21 protein-coding genes are annotated in these 20303 nt (G+C 70.5%); 9 read left to right on the top strand and 12 right to left on the bottom strand.

Annotated elements, in window-relative coordinates:
• Positions 1-21 precede the first annotated feature (21 nt).
• Positions 22-888, top strand: a complete 867-nt coding sequence (locus ACFWN2_RS12300; RefSeq protein WP_382426993.1) for a hypothetical protein — start codon at positions 22-24, stop codon at positions 886-888.
• Positions 889-1071: 183 nt separating this feature from the next.
• Here ACFWN2_RS12300 and ACFWN2_RS12295 read toward each other — a convergent pair whose 3' ends face one another.
• Entirely contained in the window at positions 1072-2106 is a 1035-nt protein-coding gene (locus tag ACFWN2_RS12295; RefSeq protein WP_382426992.1) for a LacI family DNA-binding transcriptional regulator, read from the bottom strand.
• 216 nt (positions 2107-2322) lie between these two features.
• Between ACFWN2_RS12295 and ACFWN2_RS12290 the strand changes: the two genes are divergently transcribed.
• The 4 genes from ACFWN2_RS12290 to ACFWN2_RS12275 are packed head-to-tail and all read left to right on the top strand — an operon-like array spanning position 2323 to position 6769.
• Complete coding sequence (locus ACFWN2_RS12290) at positions 2323-3579, top strand: extracellular solute-binding protein (RefSeq protein WP_382426990.1); 1257 nt, start codon at positions 2323-2325, stop codon at positions 3577-3579.
• A gap of 18 nt (positions 3580-3597) precedes the next feature.
• The gene (locus tag ACFWN2_RS12285; RefSeq protein WP_382426988.1) at positions 3598-4509 is read left to right on the top strand and encodes a carbohydrate ABC transporter permease; all 912 of its coding nucleotides are present in this window, start codon (positions 3598-3600) and stop codon (positions 4507-4509) included.
• A gap of 4 nt (positions 4510-4513) precedes the next feature.
• Entirely contained in the window at positions 4514-5401 is an 888-nt protein-coding gene (locus tag ACFWN2_RS12280) for a carbohydrate ABC transporter permease (RefSeq protein WP_382426986.1), read from the top strand.
• Positions 5402-5416: 15 nt separating this feature from the next.
• The gene (locus tag ACFWN2_RS12275; protein WP_382426984.1) at positions 5417-6769 is read left to right on the top strand and encodes a GH1 family beta-glucosidase; all 1353 of its coding nucleotides are present in this window, start codon (positions 5417-5419) and stop codon (positions 6767-6769) included.
• On the opposite strand, the gene ACFWN2_RS12270 is transcribed toward ACFWN2_RS12275, so the two are convergent.
• The 4 genes from ACFWN2_RS12270 to ACFWN2_RS12255 all read right to left on the bottom strand — a co-directional run bounded on the left by ACFWN2_RS12270 (position 6744) and on the right by ACFWN2_RS12255 (position 10975).
• On the bottom strand, positions 6744-8111 hold the full coding sequence (locus ACFWN2_RS12270; protein ID WP_382426982.1) for an alpha/beta hydrolase: 1368 nt from the start codon (positions 8109-8111) through the stop codon (positions 6744-6746). The genes ACFWN2_RS12275 and ACFWN2_RS12270 overlap by 26 nt on opposite strands.
• Before the next feature lie 63 nt (positions 8112-8174).
• The gene (locus ACFWN2_RS12265; RefSeq protein ID WP_382426980.1) at positions 8175-8426 is read right to left on the bottom strand and encodes a DUF3253 domain-containing protein; all 252 of its coding nucleotides are present in this window, start codon (positions 8424-8426) and stop codon (positions 8175-8177) included.
• On the bottom strand, positions 8423-9883 hold the full coding sequence (crtI, locus tag ACFWN2_RS12260) for a phytoene desaturase family protein (protein ID WP_382427452.1): 1461 nt from the start codon (positions 9881-9883) through the stop codon (positions 8423-8425). The genes ACFWN2_RS12265 and crtI overlap by 4 nt, the downstream gene beginning before the upstream one ends.
• 15 nt (positions 9884-9898) lie before the next feature.
• Entirely contained in the window at positions 9899-10975 is a 1077-nt protein-coding gene (locus tag ACFWN2_RS12255; RefSeq protein ID WP_382426979.1) for a polyprenyl synthetase family protein, read from the bottom strand.
• A 144-nt stretch (positions 10976-11119) separates the two neighbouring features.
• Between ACFWN2_RS12255 and ACFWN2_RS12250 the strand changes: the two genes are divergently transcribed.
• From ACFWN2_RS12250 to ACFWN2_RS12235, 4 genes are all read left to right on the top strand, one after another.
• A complete protein-coding gene (locus tag ACFWN2_RS12250) occupies positions 11120-12046 on the top strand; it encodes a phytoene/squalene synthase family protein (protein WP_382426978.1) in 927 nt (308 codons plus the stop codon).
• A 13-nt stretch (positions 12047-12059) separates the two neighbouring features.
• Positions 12060-13022 (top strand): DUF5914 domain-containing protein, encoded by a 963-nt coding sequence (locus ACFWN2_RS12245; RefSeq protein ID WP_382426976.1) that lies wholly within the window; start codon positions 12060-12062, stop codon positions 13020-13022.
• 81 nt (positions 13023-13103) lie between these two features.
• Positions 13104-13391 (top strand): WhiB family transcriptional regulator, encoded by a 288-nt coding sequence (locus tag ACFWN2_RS12240; protein ID WP_382426975.1) that lies wholly within the window; start codon positions 13104-13106, stop codon positions 13389-13391.
• Positions 13388-14251 carry a MerR family transcriptional regulator gene (locus tag ACFWN2_RS12235; RefSeq protein ID WP_382426973.1) on the top strand — a complete coding sequence of 288 codons (864 nt, stop codon included), beginning with the start codon at positions 13388-13390 and terminating at the stop codon, positions 14249-14251. Before ACFWN2_RS12240 ends, ACFWN2_RS12235 begins: the two co-directional genes overlap by 4 nt.
• A gap of 23 nt (positions 14252-14274) precedes the next feature.
• On the opposite strand, the gene ACFWN2_RS12230 is transcribed toward ACFWN2_RS12235, so the two are convergent.
• The 7 genes from ACFWN2_RS12230 to ACFWN2_RS12200 are packed head-to-tail and all read right to left on the bottom strand — an operon-like array spanning position 14275 to position 20262.
• On the bottom strand, positions 14275-15717 hold the full coding sequence (locus ACFWN2_RS12230) for a cryptochrome/photolyase family protein (RefSeq protein ID WP_382426971.1): 1443 nt from the start codon (positions 15715-15717) through the stop codon (positions 14275-14277).
• The gene (locus ACFWN2_RS12225; RefSeq protein ID WP_382426970.1) at positions 15714-16925 is read right to left on the bottom strand and encodes an NAD(P)/FAD-dependent oxidoreductase; all 1212 of its coding nucleotides are present in this window, start codon (positions 16923-16925) and stop codon (positions 15714-15716) included. Before ACFWN2_RS12225 ends, ACFWN2_RS12230 begins: the two co-directional genes overlap by 4 nt.
• A complete protein-coding gene (locus ACFWN2_RS12220; protein WP_382426968.1) occupies positions 16922-18445 on the bottom strand; it encodes an FAD-dependent oxidoreductase in 1524 nt (507 codons plus the stop codon). Before ACFWN2_RS12220 ends, ACFWN2_RS12225 begins: the two co-directional genes overlap by 4 nt.
• Positions 18442-19134, bottom strand: a complete 693-nt coding sequence (locus ACFWN2_RS12215; RefSeq protein ID WP_382426967.1) for a class I SAM-dependent methyltransferase — start codon at positions 19132-19134, stop codon at positions 18442-18444. Before ACFWN2_RS12215 ends, ACFWN2_RS12220 begins: the two co-directional genes overlap by 4 nt.
• The gene (locus ACFWN2_RS12210) at positions 19121-19438 is read right to left on the bottom strand and encodes a lycopene cyclase domain-containing protein (RefSeq protein WP_382427450.1); all 318 of its coding nucleotides are present in this window, start codon (positions 19436-19438) and stop codon (positions 19121-19123) included. The genes ACFWN2_RS12215 and ACFWN2_RS12210 overlap by 14 nt, the downstream gene beginning before the upstream one ends.
• Positions 19431-19757 (bottom strand): lycopene cyclase domain-containing protein, encoded by a 327-nt coding sequence (locus tag ACFWN2_RS12205; protein WP_382426966.1) that lies wholly within the window; start codon positions 19755-19757, stop codon positions 19431-19433. Before ACFWN2_RS12205 ends, ACFWN2_RS12210 begins: the two co-directional genes overlap by 8 nt.
• A gap of 55 nt (positions 19758-19812) precedes the next feature.
• Positions 19813-20262, bottom strand: a complete 450-nt coding sequence (locus tag ACFWN2_RS12200; RefSeq protein WP_382426965.1) for a hypothetical protein — start codon at positions 20260-20262, stop codon at positions 19813-19815.
• Positions 20263-20303 lie beyond the last annotated feature (41 nt).

Raw genomic sequence — 20303 nt, 5'->3', positions numbered from 1 at the left:
GCCGTGGTCGAGAATCACGGCGTGGCTGAGAACCTGCTGGTGTCCGGGAGTGCCGGGTCCGTGATCGCGGGCCCGCTGGTGTCCGGGGGCGCCGGGTCCGTGATCGTGGACGCGCCGGTGTCCAGCAGCGCCGGACCCGCGATCACAGAACTGCTGGTCCCGGCGCTGCTGCTGCGCACACCCCACGCGCCGTGGGCCCAACTCGTCCACATCTACGTGCCCCAAGGTCCCACCGTCGCGTTCAGCGGCCGCGACCTCCGCTCGCCCGGCATCGCCGACGCCACCGCGGTGGCCCGCGCCGCCGGCTTCGAACCGGTGGTCAGGTCACCGGGCGGCCGGATGGTCGCCTACGACACGGGCGCCGTCGTGATCGACCACCTCGACAGCACCACGGACATCCGCCACGCCGGCAGCGCGACCTTCGCGGCGAACGCCGAGGCCCACGTCCGGGTACTGCGCGACCTCGGTGACGTCGACGCCCGCATCGGCGAGGTCGACGGCGAGTACTGCCCCGGCGAGTACAGCATCAACGTCGGCGGCGACACGAAGGTCGTCGGCTCGGCGCAGCGCGTGACGTCGACCGGGTCGCTGTTCAGCACCGTGGTCCAGGTCGAGGTGTCGGACCGGGTGCGGGCCGTGATCGCGGACGTGTCGAAGGCGCTCGGGTACGACCTGCGGGAGAGCTCCATCGCGGGGCTGGCCGACTACGCTTCGGGGCTGAGCTCCTCGGATGTCGCGGCGGCGTTCGTGGCGGACTACCGGGAGCGGCTGGGCATGACCGACGGGCCGTTGCCGGACGGGGTGGTCGCGCACGCCTCTCGTGCGACCGGCGGCTCACCGTTCCACGTGGACGACTGGACGCGCGCGAACCCGTTCGCGGTGTCGTGAGGACTGGGCGCCTAGCGTGGTCTGGCCTGGTCGTCGTGCGGCGTGTGGAAAACACCTCGCCTGCTCGCGCTGCGAGTGCCGGGCGCATGACCCCGGCCGTGCGACGAGTGCCTGCAGTAAAGCCGAGCGGGTGCCGGCGCCGGGCGGCCTGCCCACCGCCGCGGCGCCGCACCCCCACTCCCCCTAGCTCGCGCCGCAAGACCCCCTCACCACGAGCCGGGTCGGCAGCACGACGGGTTCCTCCCGCTCACCCCCGGTGATCATCGCCATGATCGCCTTCGCCGCCGCCACCCCGAACTCCGGCTTGTCCTGCGCCACCGTCGTCAACGCCGGCTCCACCACCGAGGCGATCTCGATGTCGTCGAACCCCACCAGTGCCAGGTCCTCCGGCACCCGCAGCCCGGCGGCACGAGCGGCGAGCAGCGCTCCCACGGCCATCTCGTCGCTGGCCGCGAACACCGCGGTGGGCGGCTCGGGCAACGCCAGGAGTCGTTGCAGGGCAGCACTTCCGCTGGCCCGGTAGAAGTCGCCAGCCACCACGTACTCGTCACGCACAAGGACCCCGGCGTCGAGCAAAGCCTTGCGGTAGCCGGAAACACGGGCCTCGGACGGCTGGTTGCCCACCGGGCCGGTGATCGTGGCGATCCGCGTGTGCCCCAAGCCGAGGAGGTGCCGGACGGCCGACTCGGCACCGCCTAGGTTGTCCGACGTGACGTGGGTGGCGCGCGGGCCGTCCACGGCGACGTCCAGTGCCACGCAGGGGAATCCGGACTGCGCGAAGGCCGAGAACGCGTCGGCGTCCGAGCCGCTGTCGATCAGGACCAGGCCGCCGAGGTGGTGTCGGCGGGTCATGTTGACGTAGCCGACCGGGTCGGCGAGTGAGGCGCCGACCTCGCGGGCGTCGCCGCTCGTCGCGAGCATCAGCAGGTGGTAGCCGTGTGCGCTCAACGCGGATTTCAGGCCTATCAACAGGTCCTGGAGGTACGGGTGGCGCCAGCCGGGCCTGCGGTGGTCGGTGTCCCAGACCAGCCCGATCATCGTCGACTGCTTCGTCGACAACGCCCTGGCGGACTCGTTGGGCCGGTAGTCCAGCTCCTTCGCGACGCGCAGCACGCGTTCCCGCGTCTCCTCGTTGACCGTTTCCGGCTGGTTGAAGACGCGCGACACCGTCGCCACGGACACGCCGCAGAGCTGGGCGATCTCTCGCCCGGTCGCCATCGGCACCTCCTGATTGACCGTAAGCGGTTACATAGACCTTACGAGCAGCAGTTATCCACGTCAAACCGCTACGACCGCAGAAGCGTTTATCGTTTCGTTACTTGACGGGCGCCGTGTAACCCCGCTGTCATAGGCGCCACACATTCGCGCCGCACATCTCCCGGAGAACCACTTCTCCTGCTTCAGCGCGCCCAAAAACCAACGGAGGCCTGGAAAATGCGCCCCACAGCACTCGCACTCGGCTGCGCCGCACTGGCGTCGGCGCTGGTGCTCAGCGGTTGCGGCAGCGACACCGCGTCCGGCGGCAAGACCAAGCTGACCATCGGGTTGTTCGGCAACTTCGGGTACGCCGAACTGCTCAAGGAGTACGCCGCCGCGCACCCGGACGTCGAGATCTCCGACCGCACCGCGTCGTACTCCGACCACCACAAGAACCTCGCCGCGCACCTCGCCACCAACAGCGGCTCCGCGGACATCGAGGCCGTGGACACGGGCTACATCAACCAGTTCAAGGCCACGCCGGACAAGTTCGTCGACCTCAACACCAAGGGCGGTGACCAGCTCAAGGACCGCTGGCTGCCGTGGAAGTGGGAGGGCTCGATCAGCAAGGACGGCAAGCAGATCGGCTACGGCACGGACGTCGGCGGCCTCGCCATCTGCTACCGCCGCGACCTGCTGCAGAACGCCGGACTGCCTGCCGACCGCGACCAGGTCGCCGCGCTGTGGCCGACGTGGCAGGAGTTCATGGCCGCGGGCAAGAAGTTCCAGGAGAAGGCGCCAGAGGGCGTGAAGTGGTTCGACGGCGGGCCGACCGTGCTCAACGCGATCGTCGGCCAGGCGCCCGTCGGGTACTACGACAAGTCCGACAAGATCGTCGTCGGTGACAACAAGGAGATCAAGGCCGGCTGGGACCTCGTCGTCGACGGCGTGAACTCGGGCCTGTCCTCGAAGCTGCTGTACTCGACGCCCGTCTGGAACACCGGGTTCAAGCAGGGCCAGTTCGCGACCGTGACGTGCCCCGCCTGGCAGATGGCCAAGATCAAGGACCAGGCCGGTCCGGAGGCCGCGGGCAAGTGGGACGTCACGTCCGTGCCCGGCGGCGGTGGCAACTGGGGCGGCTCGTACCTCACGGTGCCCAAGTCCGGCAAGAACGTCGACAAGGCCGTGGAGCTGGCGGCGTGGCTGACCGCGCCCGAGCAGCAGGCCAAGGTGTTCAAGAGCGCCGGGCTGCTGCCGTCGATCCCGAAGCTGTACGAGGACCCGTCCATCGTGGACTACAAGAACCCGTACTTCAACGACGCGCCGATCGGCAAGCTGTTCACCGACGCGGCGAAGAAGCTGAACCCGCAGTACCAGGGCCCGAAGGCGGGCGACATCCAGACCGCGATCGGCAACGCCATGCAGCGCGTCGAGCAGGGCAAGCAGAACGGTCAGGACTCGTGGAACCAGTTCGTCGGCGACGTGCAGAAGTGACGCGCTGACATGGTCTTGATGGACAAGGCGACCCGGAGGCACCGCTGGGACACGAAGTTCGCGCCGTACGGGTACGTGGCGCCGTACTTCCTGATCTTCGGTGTCTTCGGGCTGTTCCCCCTGCTCTACACCATCTGGGTCTCGTTGCAGGAGCGCAACCTGCTCGACGAGGCCGCGGCGAAGCTCGTGTGGTTCGACAACTACGCCAAGCTGATGGCGGACCCGTACTTCTGGAACGCCATGGGCAACACGCTCAGCCTGTGGCTCCTCACGACGGTGCCGCAGATCCTGTTCGCGCTGTTCATCGCGCAGCTGCTCAACCGCAAGGTCCGCACCCGCACGCTGTTCCGGATGGGCGTGATCCTGCCGAACATCACCTCGGTGGCGGCGGTGACGATCATCTTCGCGCAGCTGTTCGGGCGGGACTTCGGTCTCTTCAACTGGGTGCTGGGGCTCTTCGGCGCCGGGCAGATCGACTGGCAGGCGGGCACGGCGTCGTCGCACATCGCGATCGCGGTGATGGTGGTGTGGCGCTGGACCGGCTACCACGCGCTGATCTTCCTGGCCTCCATGCAGGCGATCTCGCCGAGCCTGTACGAGGCAGCCACGCTGGACGGTGCGAGCGGCCGCCAGCAGTTCTGGCGCATCACCGTTCCGCTGCTGCGGCCGCAGATCATCTTCACGACGATCATCGCGACCACCGGCAACATGCGGCTGCTCGCCGAACCGCTGCTGTTCAACCCCGGTGCCGCGGCCGCGACCGGTGGCTCCGACCGGCAGTTCCAGACCGCCGCGCTGTACCTCTACGAGCAGGGCTTCACGAAGTACGACTTCGGCTACAGCTCGTCGATCGCGGTCGTGCTGGCCATCGCCACGGTCATCGTCGCCGGCATCGGTTACCTGGTGACCAAACGGATCCGGACGGAGTGACCCCATGACCGCAGTGCTGGAACGTCCCGCGCCGGCGCCGTCCACCGGCCCCGCCACGAGGGCGCGCAGGCTGGCCAGGCGCGTCGCGGGGCCGTGGACGTACGCCGCCCTGATCGCCGTGCTGGCCGGGTCGGCCTTCCCCGTGTACTGGTCGTTCGTGGTGTCCTCGCAGACACCGGACGCGATCGACAGCGTGCCCCCGGTCCTGGTGCCGGGCGGCCACCTCTTCGCGAACATCGCCCGCGTCTTCGACACCACCGACTTCGCGCTCGCGTTGCTGAACTCCATCGTGGTGTCGGGCACTGTGACCGTCTCGGTGGTGCTGTTCTCGACACTGGCCGGTTTCGCGTTCGCCAAGCTGAAGTTCCGCGGCCGCAACGTGTTGCTACTGCTGATCATCGGCACGCAGGCGATCCCGACCGAGCTCGGCATCATCCCGCTCTACATGATGATGGCCGAGTTCGGCTGGGCCGGTGAGATCCACGCGGTGATCGTGCCGGGGCTCGTCACCGCGTTCGGCGTGTTCTTCATGCGCCAGTACTTCGAGCGGGCGATCCCGGACGAGCTGCTGGAGGCGGGCCGGATGGACGGCTGCCACTCGCTGCGGCTGTTCTGGCACGTCGCGCTGCCGGCCGCACGTCCCGCGGCAGCGGTGCTCGGGCTGTTCACGTTCATGCAGGCGTGGAACGACTTCTTCTGGCCGCTCGTGGTGCTCACGCCGGAGAACCCGACCGTCCAGACCGCTCTGTCCACTTTGGCCAGCGGCTACACCACCGACTACACGCTGGTGCTGACCGCCGCGACGATCGGCACGGTGCCCGTGCTGGCCGTCTTCCTGTTGTTCGGCCGCCAGATCGTCGGCGGCATCATGTCGGGCGCCGTCAAGGGCTGAGGGTTGGAGACTTCTGTGAGCTTTCCGGACGGCTTTCGCTGGGGTGTGGCGACCTCGGCCTACCAGATCGAGGGAGCGGCCGCGCTCGACGGCCGCGGTCCGTCCATCTGGGACACGTTCTCCCGGGTCCCCGGCGCCGTCGCGTCCGGCGACACCGGGGACGTCGCGGCCGACCACTACCACCGCTGGGCCGAGGACGTGCGGCTGCTCGCGGACCTGGGTGTCGACTCGTACCGGTTCTCGGTGTCGTGGTCGCGGATCCTGCCAGAGGGGCACGGCAAGGTCGAGCAGCGCGGCCTCGACTTCTACCGGCGGCTCGTCGAAGCGTTGCTGAGCAAGGGCATCGAGCCGTTCCTGACGCTGTACCACTGGGACCTGCCGCAGGCGTTGGAGGACCAGGGCGGGTGGCGCGACCGCGAGACGTCGCACTGGTTCGCCGACTACGCCGCCCTCGTGCACGAGTCACTCGGGGACGTCGTCCGGAAGTGGACCACGCTGAACGAGCCGTACTGCTCGTCGATCGTGGGCTACGGCGAGGGCCGGCACGCCCCCGGTGCGCGTGAGGGCCACGGCGCGCTGGCGGCGGTGCACCACCAGCTGCTGGGCCACGGTCTGGCCGTGCAGGCGATGCGGGCGAACGGGCTGGCCGAGCAGGAGTTCGGGATCGTGCTCAACCAGTCCCCCACCGTGCCGGTCACGGACTCCCCCGCCGACGCCGCCGCCGCGACCCGCCAGGACGTCCTGCTGCGCAGGCAGTTCTCCGACCCGCTGTTCGGCGGGGCCTACCCGGACGAGCTGACGTCGATGTTCGGCGACATCACCGACTTCTCGTTCCAGCAGGACGGAGACCTGGTGATCATCGGCGAGCCGCTCGACTACGTGGGCCTCAACTACTACTACCGCCTGCACGTCGCCGACGCGCCGCACCGCGAGCCCGACCCGGCCAGGCGGACGGCCCACGACATCGGCGTCGACACGACCCAGCTCCCGGACGTGCCGCGCTCCGGCATGGGCTGGCCGGTCGAACCCGTCGGCATGACGACCGCACTCGCGGACCTCAAGGCACGGCACCCCGACCTGCCGCCGATCTACGTCACCGAGAACGGCTGCGTCTACCCCGACGTGGACGGGTTCGAGGACACCGACCGCATCGCGTACCTGCGCGACCACATCGCGGCGGCGCAGGCGGCGGACGTCGACCTGCGCGGCTACTTCTGCTGGTCGCTGCTCGACAACTTCGAGTGGGCGCACGGCTACAAGCACCGGTTCGGTCTGGTGCACGTCGACTACCAGACGCTGCAACGCACTCCGCGCGCCAGTTACCGCTGGTACCGCGACTTCATCACTGAGGCACGGCAGGGCAGCTGACCGCGGGGGTCGTCAGGTTGATCAGGTAGTCGTCGACGTTGGTCCTGGTGCAGGCACTGCGCGGGTAGGCGATGTGGCCCCAGCCCTCGTAGGTGAGCAACGCCGTGTTGCGCGGTGCCTGCCTCTTGATGCTGACGGCCCACTCGTGCGGGGTCGTCGGGTCGTACCGCGAGTTGATGACCATGATCTTCGGCGCGTCGCCGATGTCGAGGCGGTGCGGCGGGTTGGCGGGCTGTCCTGGCACGCCGATGCACGCGGTGGCCTCGTCGTGGCCGAGGAAGCTGCCGCGCAGGATCGGCGACCGGCGCAGCTCCTCGGCCCGCATCCGCTCGTAGTCGCGGAAGTCCTTGAGGCGCAACGAGAAGTCCTGACACACGGAAGCCAGCCGGACCGACTCGTAGTTCGGTTCGAAGGACTGCGTTCGCAACGTCAGCGCGCCGGTGATCAGGTCCACCGCGTAGAGCCAGTCGGGGCCACGCAACGCGAAGTACATGTTGTCCAGCAGGTCCTGCCGTCCGCCCGGCCGCGCGTCCGCGCGGACGAGGGCCGCCTCCCAGGCCGCCCGGACGTCCTGCCCGTGCAACGCGCAGGACGTCGAGCCGGCACACCACTTCTCGAACTCCCGGAATGAGTCGTCCGATGCGGCCGCGCGGTCTCCGACAAACCGCCGGAGGTCCGCGCTGTGGTCGACGACGCTGTCGAGGACCATCGCCCGGACGTTGCGGCCGAACTTCTCTGCGTACACCTGGCCGAACGTCGTGCCGTACGACAGGCCGAAGTAGCTGATCTTCCGTTCGCCGAGCGCCCTCCGCGCCGCGTCGATGTCCCGCACCACGGTGGCGCCATCGGCGTGGTCGAAGACCGGACCACTCCGTTCACGGCACTGCGCCAGCGCCTTCTGGTTGTGCCGCAGCAACGCGGTGAACCCGGCCTCGTCCTGCGGGTGGATCGACGGCCCGCCGCCGACGAGGTCGGCGCACCGGATCGCGAGACTGCCCCCGGTGCCGCGCTGGTCGACTCCGACGATGTCGAACCGGGCGCGGACCTCAGGGCTGAACAGGCTCGACAACGCGAACTCGGCCGCGGAGCCACCGGGTCCGCCGGGATCCACCACCAGGACGCCGATCCGTCGTGCGGGATCGGTCGCGCGATGGCGTGCGATGGCGAGGTCGATGCGCTGACCTCGGGGCTTGTTCCAGTTGAGCGGCACGCTCAGCGTCCCGCACTGGCCCTCGGGGTTGTCCGGGCACGGCGCCCAGGCGATGGACTCCACGGGTTCGGCGTGTGCCGCTCCCGTGGAGATGATCAGGATCGCGGCGGATACCGCAACTGCTCGCCTCAACGCCCGCACGGTGCCCCCTCCAGTTCGGCCGTGGAGCGGCTCACCCTAGGAGAGAAAGCGCTTTCACGGCCAGCGGATGCGGACGGGTCCACGCCATTCTTCGTCGGGTGAGAGCACCTTCTCCCCGCTCGTGACCACGACCCTCCCCTGCACGGCCAACTCCCGCGCGACCTCGCGCGCCGGTTCCATGAGGTCATGCCACCCCTCGTCACCGACGGCACGTGCGGCTTCCGAGGGACAGATCGACTTGGCCGGGCCGCGTGCCTCCAGCAGATCCAGGATCGACTGCTCAAGCCGTCGCGCGACCGTGCTCACCGCCGCAGCCGTTCGGCCGCCAGCCGTCCGGAGATCAGCACCGGCGGGATCCCGACGCCGGGCGTGGTGCCGCTGCCCGCCAGCACCACGTTGCCGTCGCGGAACGGCAGGTTGCCCGGCCGGAACGGCCCGGTCTGGGCGAACGTGTGGGCGGCGGAGAACGGCGTGCCGGCGGCCTGCCCGTCACGAGCCCAGTCGTCCGGTGTCACCACGGCCAGCGGCTCGGCGTCGACGAGGAGCTTGCGCGCCGACATCTCGTCGATGATCTGCTCGGCGTACCGCCGCGCCAGCGCGTCCCAGCGCAACGGCGCGGCGTCGAGGTTCGGGCACGGCGCCAGCAGGTACTGCAGGTGCCGCCCCTCCGGTGCCAGCGCGGGATCGGTCAGCGTGGGCGTGGTGAGCAGCAGTGACGGATCGCTCATCAGCTCGCCCCGCCGGACGATCTCGTCGAACGTCCCGTCCCACTTCTCCCCGAACGAGATCGTGTGGTGGGCGAGGTCGTCCGCCACCCTGCCGGCGCTCAGGTGCACGACCACCGCGGACGGCGACCAGCGCAGCGGCAGGATCCGGCGCGGCCGTCCGTGCAACAGCCTGCTGCTCTGCGCCGGGCCCGTGGCCAGAACCACCGCGTCACAAGGGATGCGCGCGTCGGCGGTGCGCACGGCGTTGACCCGGTTGCCGACCCGTTCCAACGAGTCGACTTCCACGCCGTAGTGGAACTGCACTCCGGCCGAAGCAGCGGCATCGGCCATCGCCTGCGGCACCGCCCGCATGCCACCGCGCGGAAACCACACTCCCGCAATGGTGTCCATGTAGGCGATGACGGCATAGGCGGCGAGAGCGTCCTTCGGTGCGACACCGGCGTAGAGCGCCTGGAACGTGAACACCCGCCGGAGCCGGTCGTCCTTCAGGAACCGCCCCACGGCCTTGCCCAGCGAACCGAACCCACCGAGCCGGGTGAGCTTCACCAGGTCGGGTCCGACGAGGTCCAGCGGCGAGTCGAAGCTCGCGCCGATGAACCGGTCGCGCTCCACCTCGTAGAGCTTCGTGAGCCACGCCCGCAGGTCGCGGTACCCCTGCGCCTCCCGATCGCCCGCGAACTCGCGGACCGCCTGCTCCATGCGGTCCCCGTCGGTGTGCACGTCGAGCGCCGTGCCGTCGGCGAACGTCGCGCGGTAGGCGGGGTGCAGCGGCAGCAGTTCGAGGTGGTCCTCACGCCTGCGCCCCACCGCGGCGAACGCGTCGTCCAGCAGTTCCGGCATGGTGAGCACGGTCGGCCCGGTGTCGATCCGGTGGCCGTCCACGTCGAGCCTGCCCGCAAGCCCGCCGGGGTGCGGATGCCGTTCGACGACGGTCACCTCGTGGCCGGCACCGCGCAGGTGCAACGCCGCCGACAACCCCGAGAGCCCCGCGCCGACCACGACCACGCGGTCCGTGCGGCCCTTCACCACGTGCACCACTGCGTTCCCCACTCAGGTCGTTCGAGCTACGGCACGGCCTGCGAGGCGCACCAGTTCATGACGGGCATCATCGTCGATCGCCGCGCGCTCCAGCGCCGCGACCCCGGACGCCGCCAGCCGTTCGATGTGCTGCTCCACCGCCGCGACGGCCCCGAGGTCCACGAGCAACGCGGCCACGTCGCTGACCGTCCGGTCGCTCACGCTCCCGCTCTCCAGGCAGCGCCGCAGCAGCCTCTGCGCGGCGGGTTTGTCCTGCGCGCGAGAGAAGGCGATCGCCATCAACGGCGTCCGCTTGCCCTCCCTCAGGTCCTCCCCCACCGGCTTCCCGGTGAGCGAGGTGTCGCCGAAGACGCCCATCAGGTCGTCGCGCAACTGGAATGCGACGCCGATGTCGTGGCCGTACGCGCGCAGGCTGTCCACGACGTCGTCGTCCGCCCCCGCGAGCGCCGCCCCGAGGTGCAACGGCCGTTCGACGGTGTAGGCGGCGGTCTTCAGCGCCGCCACGCGGACAGCGGCCTCCAGGGACTCCTCGCGCCGCGCGACGCCGAGCAGGTCGAGGTGCTGTCCCATGATCATCTCGGTGCGCATCGCCTGCCATGGCGCCCAAGCGCGGGTCAGCGCGTCGCCGGGCAGACCGGCGGTCACCAGCGCGTCGTCCGCCCAGGCCAGCGCGAGGTCACCGACCAGGACGGCCGCCGAGTCGCCGTACTGGCGGGCGCTCCCGGCCCAGCGTTCCCGCCGGTGCCGCGCCGCGAAGGACTCGTGCACGGAGGGCTTGCCACGCCTGGTCGCCGAACGGTCCATGACGTCGTCGTGCACCAGCGCGCAGCACTGGAGGAGTTCGAGGGCCACCAGGGCGCGCACCACGGCGTCCACCGGAGGCGCACCCCCTCCCGCGCGCCAGCCCCACCAGGCGAACGTGGGCCTGATCCTCTTGCCGCCTGCGAGGATCAGCTCGCGCAGCTCCGCGGTGAGCTCGGGGGCCAGGTCCTGACGGGTGCGCAGGAAGTCGTGCAGTGCTTCGTCGAGCAGGACGCGGAAGTCGTCCACCTGCGACGGGCGAGCGTCCACGCTGGTCAGCAGCGACATCGGCGTTCCCTCGGGAGTCGGCGGGAGATCGGTGTCCCGAGCTAAGCAGCGCGGTGACGGGTCTGCATGATGAGTTCTGTCGTTGTGCGGAGGGCAACTCGCGGACTTAGCGTGGAGGCACTCACCCCGCGGAAAGGACCGCTGATGTCGGCTGAACGCGAACTGGACGCCGCGGGCATCACCGCACCGGCGTTGCGCGACGCGTACCGGCGCTGCCGCGAGCTCAACGCACTGCACGGCCGGACCTATTACCTCGCAACGAGGTTGCTCGGCGCGGAGCAGCGACCCGCCGTGCACGCCCTCTACGGGTTCGCCCGGTGGGTGGACGACGTGGTCGACGACGTCCACAGTGGAATCGACGCCAAGGTCGCTGAGCTCGGCGCGATCGACGCTCGCCTCCAGGCCGCGCTCGACGCCGGAGCCACGGACGACCCCGTGCTGGCGGCGCTGATCGACACCGTGCACCGCTACGACATCCCGGTTCAGCACTTCCGGGACTTCATGGCGTCGATGCGGATGGATCTCACCGTCACCGACTACCCCACGTTCGCCGATCTAGACCGGTACGTGCACGGTTCCGCCGCCGTGATCGGTCTGCAGGTGCTCCCGGTGCTGGGCACGAGCGTGCCGAGGGAGGAGGCCGAGCCCGCCGCCGCGGCGCTCGGGGTGGCGTTCCAGCTCACGAACTTCATCCGCGACGTCGGCGAGGACCTCGACCGCGGCCGGGTGTACCTGCCCGCCGACGAGCTCGCGGAGTTCGGTGTGGACCGCGAGCGCCTGCTGCACGCGCGGGCCGCGGGCCACGCCGACCAGCAGGTGCGGGCCGCCCTGCGCGACCAGGTGCGCAGGGCCCGGCAGCACTACGAACGGGCGTGGCCGGGCATCGGCATGCTCGCGCCGCGCTCCCGGCCGTGCGTGCTCACCGCCTACCGCCTGTACGGGCGGATCCTCGACCTCGTCGAGGGCGCGGACTGCGACGTGCTGTCGCGCCGCGTCGTCGTGTCGAACGGCAGGCGCCTCGCCGTCGCCCTGCCCGCGCTGGCGAGGGCGGTGTTCGCCCGTGCGGCCTGAAGAGAGGAAGACCATGCGCGACCGGATCCCGTTGCGGATCTACTCCAGCCCTCCGTGGCGCGAGCAGCGGCCGACGTGGCAGGACGCCAAGCCCGCGCTGATCGAGGCGGCGCTCAAGCGCGCCACCGCGCGGCCGTCGGGCAACTGGTTCGTCGCGGGCGCCAGTCGTGACGTCGTGAAGGGCAAGCCGTGCGGCCGCACCATCGCGGGCCAGGAGGTCGTGCTCTGGCGCGGACCCCACGGCGTGCTGATGGCCGGATCGGGTTCGTGCCCGCACCTCGGCGCCCCTCTGTGCGACGGCGCCGTGGCCGAGGGCAAGCTGATCTGCCGCTGGCACGGGCTCGCGCTCGACGGCACGCGGTTCGGCGCGTGGACACCGTTCCCCTCGCACGACGACGGCGTGCTGGTGTGGGTCCGCCTCGACCAGGCAGGCGGTGAGGAGCCGCTGGACGCGCCCGTGCTGCCGGAACGCCCGCCGGCGGGGTCGATCGACGCGGTGGCCACGCTCATCGGCCGCTGCGACCCGGAGGACGTGGTCGCGAACAGGCTCGACCCGTGGCACGGCGCCTGGTTCCACCCCTACTCGTTCGCGAACCTGCACGTGCTGGAGACACCCACGGAGGCGGACGACCGGTTCCTGGTGGAGGTGACGTTCCGGCTCGCCGGACGGGTCGGGGTGCCGGTCATCGCCGCGTTCACCTGCCCGGAGCCGCGCACGGTCGTGATGCACATCGTCGAGGGCGAGGGTGAGGGCAGCGTCGTCGAGACGCACGCGACGCCGATCCGCGACGGCCGCACGGCGGTCGTGGAGGCCACCATCGCGCACTCGGGACGGCGCGGGTTCGCGCTGGCCAAGCCTGCGGCGGGGGCGTTGCGCCCTGTCATGAGCTGGGCGGCTGCCCGGTTGTGGCGCGACGACCTCGCCTACGCCGAACGCCGGTACGCACTGCGCCAGGTGGGTCGGTTCCCGGACTGACCGACCCGAGTTGCGTCGTTTCTGAGTCGATTTTAGGATGGTGCTCCACCATCGAGGTCGACTCATCAGAGGACGTGCGTCATGCCCGAACTGTCCCGTCTGCCTCAGCCGGTCGCGGAGTCGTGGGACTGGCAGCTCCGCGGTCTCTGCCGTGGCATGGACAGCACCTACTTCTTCCACACGCCCAACGAACGCGGCTCCGCACGGGACCAGCGCGAGGCCGCGGCCAAGGCCATCTGCCAGCGCTGCCCGGTCATGGAAAAATGTCGATCGCACGCGCTGGAGGTGCACGAGACCTTCGGCATCTGGGGTGGACTCGGGGAAAGTGAGTTGAGGGCGATTCTCGCGAAACGTGCTCGTAGGACGTGACGTACACGCCACGAGCGGTGGCCGGCATGCTCGGCGTCGCGCCCACCACGCTCCGAACCTGGGACCAGCGCTACGGCCTGGGCCCCTCGATCCGCACCGACGGCGGCCACCGCCGTTACGAGGACGCGGACGTCGAGGTGCTGCGCCGGATGGTCGTGCTGACCGCGCAGGGCGTGGCCGCGGCCGCCGCGGCGGTGCTGGCCCGGCAGAAGCCCGTCGCCGCGCCGACCGGCCCGCGCACCCCGATCGGTTCCGCGGAAGCCCTGGTGGCGCAACACAGTTTCCTCACAGCGGCGAAACGTCTCGACGAACCCGCGATGTCCGGCCTCGCCTCGGGGCTCCTCAGCGACCACGGTGTCGTGTCCGCGTGGGAAGCGGTGTTCGTGCCCGCCCTCGTGGAACTGGGTGACCTGGTCGTGACCAGCGGCCAGGGCGTGGAGATCGAACATCTCGCCAGCGGAAGCGTGTTGCACGCACTGCGCGGTATTCCCCGTGCCGGCGGAACGGGAGCGCTCTCAGCACTGCTGTCGTGCGCGCCGGACGAGCAGCACTGGCTGCCGCTGGAGGCGTTGGGCGCGGCACTGTCCGAAGAGGGCTGCACCTGGGGCAACCTCGGCGCACGGGTGCCAGCCGAGGCGTTGTGCGACGCCGTGGAACGCCTGCGCCCCACCGTGGTGCTGGTCTGGGCGCACAGCACCGACCTCGCGCTGCGCGTTCCGCTGGAGGTGCTCGGCACGCGGTCCGGTGCGCTGATCGCGGTCGCGGGGGCTGGCTGGGAGGGCGTGCCGCTGCCGCCGTCCGTGCGCCGGCCGAAGTCCCTGACCGAGGCGATCGCGATCGTGCTGAACCGCGTCCGTTAGTCGTCGGTCACGCGACCCACGGCCTAGAAGACCTGCCGGTCCCGTTCCCCCACGCGGACCTCGTCCAGGTCGGCGAGGCGGCGCAGGCCCTGCACGGCGCGGATCATCCGGTGGTTGCCGCTCACCTGCTTCTCGTGCCGGTCGAGCCACGCCCAGTAGCCCGCGGTGAACGGGCACGCGCGTTCTCCCGTGCGCAGCTTCGGGTCGAACCAGCACGTCTTGCAGTGGTCGGTCATGCGGTTGAGGTAGGCGCCGCCGCTGAGGTACGGCTTGGTCGCGATCACGCCGCCGTCCGCGTGCTGGCTCATGCCGATCACGTTCACCGGCATCACCCACGGGAAACCGTCCACGAAGGACGTGACGAACCAGTCGTTGAGCGCCGCCGGGTCGTAACCCCGTTGCAGCGCGTGGTTCCCCAGCACCATCAGCCGTTGGATGTGGTGCACCCAGCCGTGGTCGCGGACGCCCTCCAACGCGGTCCGCAGGCACGCCGCCCGCACCATCGCCGGCCGCAGCTCCGCCCACCAGTCCGGCAGCGCCGTCGTGGCGCCGAAACCGTTGTGGTCGCGGTAGTCCGGGCCGAGGTGCCAGTACAGGTTCCACACGTACTCGCGCCAGCCGAGCACCTGCCGGACGAACCCCTCGACGCTCGCCAGCGGCGCGCCACCGTTGCGGTAGGCGTCCTCCGCCGCGTAGACGACCTCCAGCGGGTGCAGGAGCCCGTGGTTGAGCGGCACCGACAGCAGCGAGTGCGCCATCGTCCAGTCCTTGGTCAGCACGGCGTCCTCGTGCGGGCCGAAGTGCGGGAGACGGTCGCGCAGGAAGACCTCCAACGCCTTCAACGCCTCCTCGCGCGTGATGGCGAACCGGCGCGGGCCGTCCCTGCCCACCGCCGGCAGGTCCATCGCGTCGAGGTCGGCCCGCACCCGCGCGTCGATGTCGTCCTCTTCAGGCCACCACGGCGCCGGAACGCCCAGCCTGCCGCGTTTCGGTGGTGGTTCGCGGTTCTCGGCGTCGAAGTTCCACCGGCCGCCCACCGGGCTGTCGCCCTCCATCAGCACGTCGAACCGCGCTCGTTGGAAGTGGTAGAAGTCCTCCATCAGGAACCGCTCGCGCGGCCCCGCCCACGCCGTGAACTCGTCGCGGGACAACGCGAACGCCGGTGTGGGCAGCACTTCGACGCCGAGTTCGGTCAGCATCCGGTGCGCGGCGACCGAACCCGGCTGGTAGGCGACCAGCGGGCCGTCGAGCTCGCGGATGGCCTCGCGGTAGGTGTTCGCGCGCACGAGCGTGATGCGTTCCGGGAACTCGGCGGCGAGGTGCCGCATGCCGGACAGCACCAGGTGCAGCTTCTGCCGGTGGTACGGCCTGCGGCGCAACGCCGCCGCCGACTCGATCATGACGATCTCGTCGTGGCCGGTGTAGAAGTGCGGCCCCAACTGGTCGCCGAACAGCAGCAGCGTCACTGACCACCGCGCAGGTCGGTCAGCACGGCGTGTGCGGCTCTGCGTCCCGAGTGCAGGGCTCCCTGGATCGAGCTGGTGTCGCGGTGGTCGCCGCACACGTACCGCCGTTCGCCCGCGCGGACGGACTGCTTCAGCCGGTGCGGCGCGGTCATCGCCGGGATGGCGTGCGGGATGTCGGACCGCTTGAGCACCTCCCACCGGCTGGTGTCCGTGCCGTACAGGCGGTCCAGGTGTGCCCGGACGGCCTTCTCGTCGGCCTCGCCGACCACCGAGGCCTGCACCAGCGGCGCGTGCGGCGAGTACGGACGTGACACCTCGGACATCACAGCGGTGTTCACGACCGGACCGCCGTTGGCGTCGATCACCAGGCACCCGTCGCGCAACGGAGAACGCGGCGGTCGGAAGTACCAGGTCGTCACACCGTTCCACCGGGGTTCGGCCAGTCCCGGCAGCAGGCGGGCCGCGGTCGTGCCGTCCGTCGCGACCACCACGGCGTCGGCGGCAAGGCGTTCGCCGTCCTCCAGGTCGACTCCGTTGCCGTGCACGGCTTTCACGGCGGTCTCCAGGCGGACGGTGTTCCTGGGCAGGCGGTCGGCCATCGCCTTGGGCAACTCCCCCATGCCGAGCGCGGGCACCGCGGCACCGCCTCGGGCGAAACTGCGCCACACCAGGTGGAAGAACCTCGACGAGGTGCTCAGCTCGCGTTCCAGGAACACACCGGACAGGAACGGCCGGAACACCGCCTCGACCGCGCGGTCGGAGACGCCCAGATCCCGCAACGCCTCGCGGGTCGTGCGTTCGGGCCGCTTCAGCAACGGCAGCACCGGCCCGAAGGCGTCCGGCGCGGAGAACTTCGCGATCGCCGCGACGTCCCGCGCGCCCAGGACGTGCTGGCGCAGGAACCCGTCCCACGCGGAAGGGCCGCTGCGCGGGTCGGCGAGCAGGTCGTGCCTGCCGTCGTCGTGCACGAACGCACCCGGCCGGAAGTGCCGGAGCGGGAACGGGTCCAGGTTCAGGCGTTCCAGCTCGGGATAGGCGGGCAGCAGGATCTGGAAGCCCCGGTCGAACCGCACGCCGTCCTCGACGTCGGTCCGCACCCGGCCGCCGACCTCGTCCGACGCCTCCAGGACGGTGACCTCGACGCCCGCCCCGGCCAGTTCCAGTGCGGCGCTCAGCCCGGCCAGACCGGCTCCCACGACGACGATCACAACGTCCTCCAGCGACGGGCGGCCGAGCGCAGCAGCGGAACGCGGCCCTCGGTCGGCACGGACCACAGCTCGGTGCCCGCGACGCCCCAGCGGCTCAGCAGGTGGTTCGCGGCGGCGAACCCGGTCGTGGCCGCGCGTTCCATGAGCGCGACGGGCAGGTCGATGCGCACGAGATCGCCCGCCATCACCAGGAACTCGTCCGGGGTGGTCACCGCGGGCCTGCGGGCGTACCCGCCGGCGGGGAACAGCGGGCAGTCCTCGCGCAGCTCGTGGCGTTCGTCGACGACACCGGCCTGCTTGGTCTCCGGGTAGACCTCGGTGAGCTGCTCCCAGAGCCTCCTTCGCGCCGACTGTTCGTCCACATCGGACGGCAGCGCGTAGCCGTGCAGCTCCACGACGCTTCCGCCGGTGCGCGCGGCCCAGGCCCGTGCCTCGTGCTCGTAGTGGTTGAGCACGCTGATGTTGTCGAGCAGGTCGTGGCCGCCGGTACCGAGGAAGCCCGGCCGGTCCGCGTCGACCGGCGTGTCGAGCCAGTACCTCGACACGAGGAACCGAGGTGCGGTCTCCAGGGTCCCGATGTTCTCGCGCCAAGCCGTGTCACCGAGCGACGGCGACTCCCCGACGAGTGCCCGCAGGCCGGGGACGTCCGCGGCGAGCACCACGGCGTCCGCCTCGATCGCGCCGTCGCCGATGGTGACGGAGAACCGCTTCTCCTCCCCCGGTAGCACGGACCTGACCTCGACGCCCGTGCACACCGTCGTCCCGAGCGAGGTGAGGTGGCGCCTGAGCGGTTCCCACAGGCCGTGCGGGAACGGGTCGGCGGCCACGTCGAACAGCAGGCCCTCGCCGGAGCCGAGGAAGTAGATGTGGAACATGACCGCGAGCTCCGCGGCCGACATCCGCGTGGGGTGCGCGAAGAAGCTGCGGGAGAACACCTCGAACGCGAGGGCGTGCGCGGCCTCCGGGAAGCGGATCTGTTCCAGGTAGGACGCGGCGTTGAGGCCGTCGAGCTCCTCGTACACCCTCGGCACGGACACGTCGAGCAGCGACAGCGCCGCCCGCGCGTTGACGTCGGGCAGGTCGCGCCACCGGAACGTGGGGCTGCTGCGCAGGAACGCGAGCGCGTTCCACGGCACGGCGGTCGGCAGGTTCGCGAAGCCGTCGCGGTGGCCGGATGCGTGCTGCAACGGGTAGTCCGGCAGCCCGGTCAGGGCACGTCCGGCCGGGTCGACGCGCTTCAGCAACGCCCGCAGGTTGTAGTACTGGCGGAAGAACGCGTGGAAGCCGCGCGTCATCGTCGCCTCGCTGCCGTCGGCGAGCCTGGTGCTCCAGCCACCGACGCGTCCGCCGAGGTACTTCTCGCGCTCGCACAGCACGACGCGCGCACCCCGTTCGGCGAGCAGCGCGGCGGCGGAGAGCCCGGCGATGCCACCGCCCACCACGACCACGACGGGCGCGTCACCGCCGAACTGCGGACGCCCGGCCGGTGCCGGGATCCGCACGGCCCTGCGATCCCTCACCGCTGCTCCTGTTCCGGCACGTGGCCGCGGAAGGTGTGCACCACGCCGAGTTGAAGGCCGGGCAACGGCGCACTGCGGACGCCGGTGAAGCCGTTGCGCCGCAACCGGTCCCGCAGCGCGGACGCGCCGTCGAAGTCCATCACGCTGCGCCACAGGTAGGTGTACAGCGAGCGGTCGCCGGTGACCAGCCAGCCGGCCGGCACGATGAACCCGCACAGCACCGTCCACAGTGCCGTGCTGACCAGCGAGTCGCGCACCGAGTACTCGTGCAGCACCAGCGTTCCGCCCGGCTTCACGAGACCTCGGATGCGCTTGAGCGTGCCGTCCGGCTCGGGCAGGTTGCGCACCAGGTAGGCGGCGAAGACCGCGTCGAACTCGCCCTCGTCCACGTCCTCGGCCCGGCTGTGCACGAACCGCACGGTAGAAGGCCAGCGCTTCTGCTTCGCCCGTTCGATCATGCCCGCCGACGCGTCCACGGCGACGATCTCGACACCGGGAGCGGCCGCGACCAGTGCGGCGGTCGAGGCGCCCGTGCCGCAACCGAGGTCGAGCACCCGCATGCCGGGACGCAGGCCGAGCGCTCTCGCGGAGCGCCGCAGCGCCTGGTGGTAGCCGGGGTTGAGCCCGACGAGGAGGTCGTAGCCGCGCGCGGCGCGGTCGAACTTCCCCGGAACCTCAAGCTTGTTCACGTGCCAGCCTTCCCCGTTCCCACAACAGCAACACCGCCGTGACCATGGCGAACCCGTAGAGGAAGTCCTCCACCGGGATGTCCCACGGCACCCGCACCCCGCTGATCGCCCAGTCCGCGTAGAGCACGATCGGTTCGTCGAGCTTCGTCAGCCACCCGTCCACCGGCACCTGGAAGCCGAGCACGATCGCCATCGTGACCCAGTAGGCGGGCCGCTTGAACAACCCCGTGCGCAGCACGAAGAACTCCAGCGACAACACCACGGCCACCGACGCCAACGCGGCGAACGAGTACTCCTCAACCATCACGCAACCAACGTTCCGACCGCCCGCGCACAGCCTCGTAGGTCAGCACCGCGCAGAGCGGGATCGCAACGAAGAACAGGACTTCCTCGATCGGCAGCACCCCGCCGATCAGCAACCCGGTCGTCGCCTCCGGGTGGAAGCTCCAGTGTCCACGAAGGATGGCCACGACGTCCCAGACCGCGAGAACGACCAGCACCGGCGCGATCGCACGGGCCAGTTCCGGGCCACGGCGGTAGACGCCGCGTCCCATCCACTCCAACGGCACCGTGATGAGCACGCACACACCCAGCACCGCCAGGTACTCGTACTGGCTTCGCATCGCCGACCTCCCACGAAAACCGTATGGGCGGTGCGGTGACTCTGCACAACGGCGGTCAGGTCGTGTCCGCCTTGGCGATCGCGTAGTAAGCGTCCACGGTGTCACCGTCGATGCCCACGTACACGTCGATCCACGCGGCGGCACCACGAACGAGCACCAGCAACGCGTCGTACTGCTGTTCCTCGGACAACCTCGCCAGCACGAGGGCGACCCTCTGGTCATCACCACACGCCAGAGCGCTCAGCACGTCCGAAGCCGCCTGCGCACTCGTGTCGTCCTGTGCCGCCGTCGTGGAGACCGGTATCCGCGCGGACGGGTCGAGCGACCCGCGCGGCACCCCGCGCAACAGGATCGCCGCACACGTGTCGATCGCCACCACCCGCGTCCGCTCATCCGATGCCAGGCACCGCACGGCTTCGATGGACCACGGGTGGTCGCTCCTGTTGATCGCGCCCACCGCGGCCAGGGTGAGCTCCCTGGCCTGCACGTCGTCGAGCCGCTGCATCGACTCCTGCCTCCTTCGCAGTCGACCCCGACTGTGCCCCC

This window comes from Lentzea sp. NPDC058436 (genome assembly GCF_042721515.1).
In the GTDB taxonomy this organism is placed as follows: Bacteria; Actinomycetota; Actinomycetes; order Mycobacteriales; family Pseudonocardiaceae; genus Lentzea.
This window is presented reverse-complemented; position numbering and strand designations above follow the sequence as displayed.

What these genes read in the sequence shown, in the direction of transcription:
- ACFWN2_RS12295 (WP_382426992.1), bottom strand. Translation starts at nt 2,106, where the DNA reads ATGGCGACCGGGCGAGAGATCGCCCAGCTCTGCGGCGTGTCCGTGGCG.
- ACFWN2_RS12290 (WP_382426990.1), top strand. Translation starts at nt 2,323, where the DNA reads ATGCGCCCCACAGCACTCGCACTCGGCTGCGCCGCACTGGCGTCGGCG.
- ACFWN2_RS12285 (WP_382426988.1), top strand. Translation starts at nt 3,598, where the DNA reads ATGGACAAGGCGACCCGGAGGCACCGCTGGGACACGAAGTTCGCGCCG.
- ACFWN2_RS12280 (WP_382426986.1), top strand. Translation starts at nt 4,514, where the DNA reads ATGACCGCAGTGCTGGAACGTCCCGCGCCGGCGCCGTCCACCGGCCCC.
- ACFWN2_RS12255 (WP_382426979.1), bottom strand. Translation starts at nt 10,975, where the DNA reads ATGTCGCTGCTGACCAGCGTGGACGCTCGCCCGTCGCAGGTGGACGAC.
- ACFWN2_RS12250 (WP_382426978.1), top strand. Translation starts at nt 11,120, where the DNA reads ATGTCGGCTGAACGCGAACTGGACGCCGCGGGCATCACCGCACCGGCG.
- ACFWN2_RS12245 (WP_382426976.1), top strand. Translation starts at nt 12,060, where the DNA reads ATGCGCGACCGGATCCCGTTGCGGATCTACTCCAGCCCTCCGTGGCGC.
- ACFWN2_RS12240 (WP_382426975.1), top strand. Translation starts at nt 13,104, where the DNA reads ATGCCCGAACTGTCCCGTCTGCCTCAGCCGGTCGCGGAGTCGTGGGAC.
- ACFWN2_RS12210 (WP_382427450.1), bottom strand. Translation starts at nt 19,438, where the DNA reads ATGGTTGAGGAGTACTCGTTCGCCGCGTTGGCGTCGGTGGCCGTGGTG.
- ACFWN2_RS12205 (WP_382426966.1), bottom strand. Translation starts at nt 19,757, where the DNA reads ATGCGAAGCCAGTACGAGTACCTGGCGGTGCTGGGTGTGTGCGTGCTC.
- ACFWN2_RS12200 (WP_382426965.1), bottom strand. Translation starts at nt 20,262, where the DNA reads ATGCAGCGGCTCGACGACGTGCAGGCCAGGGAGCTCACCCTGGCCGCG.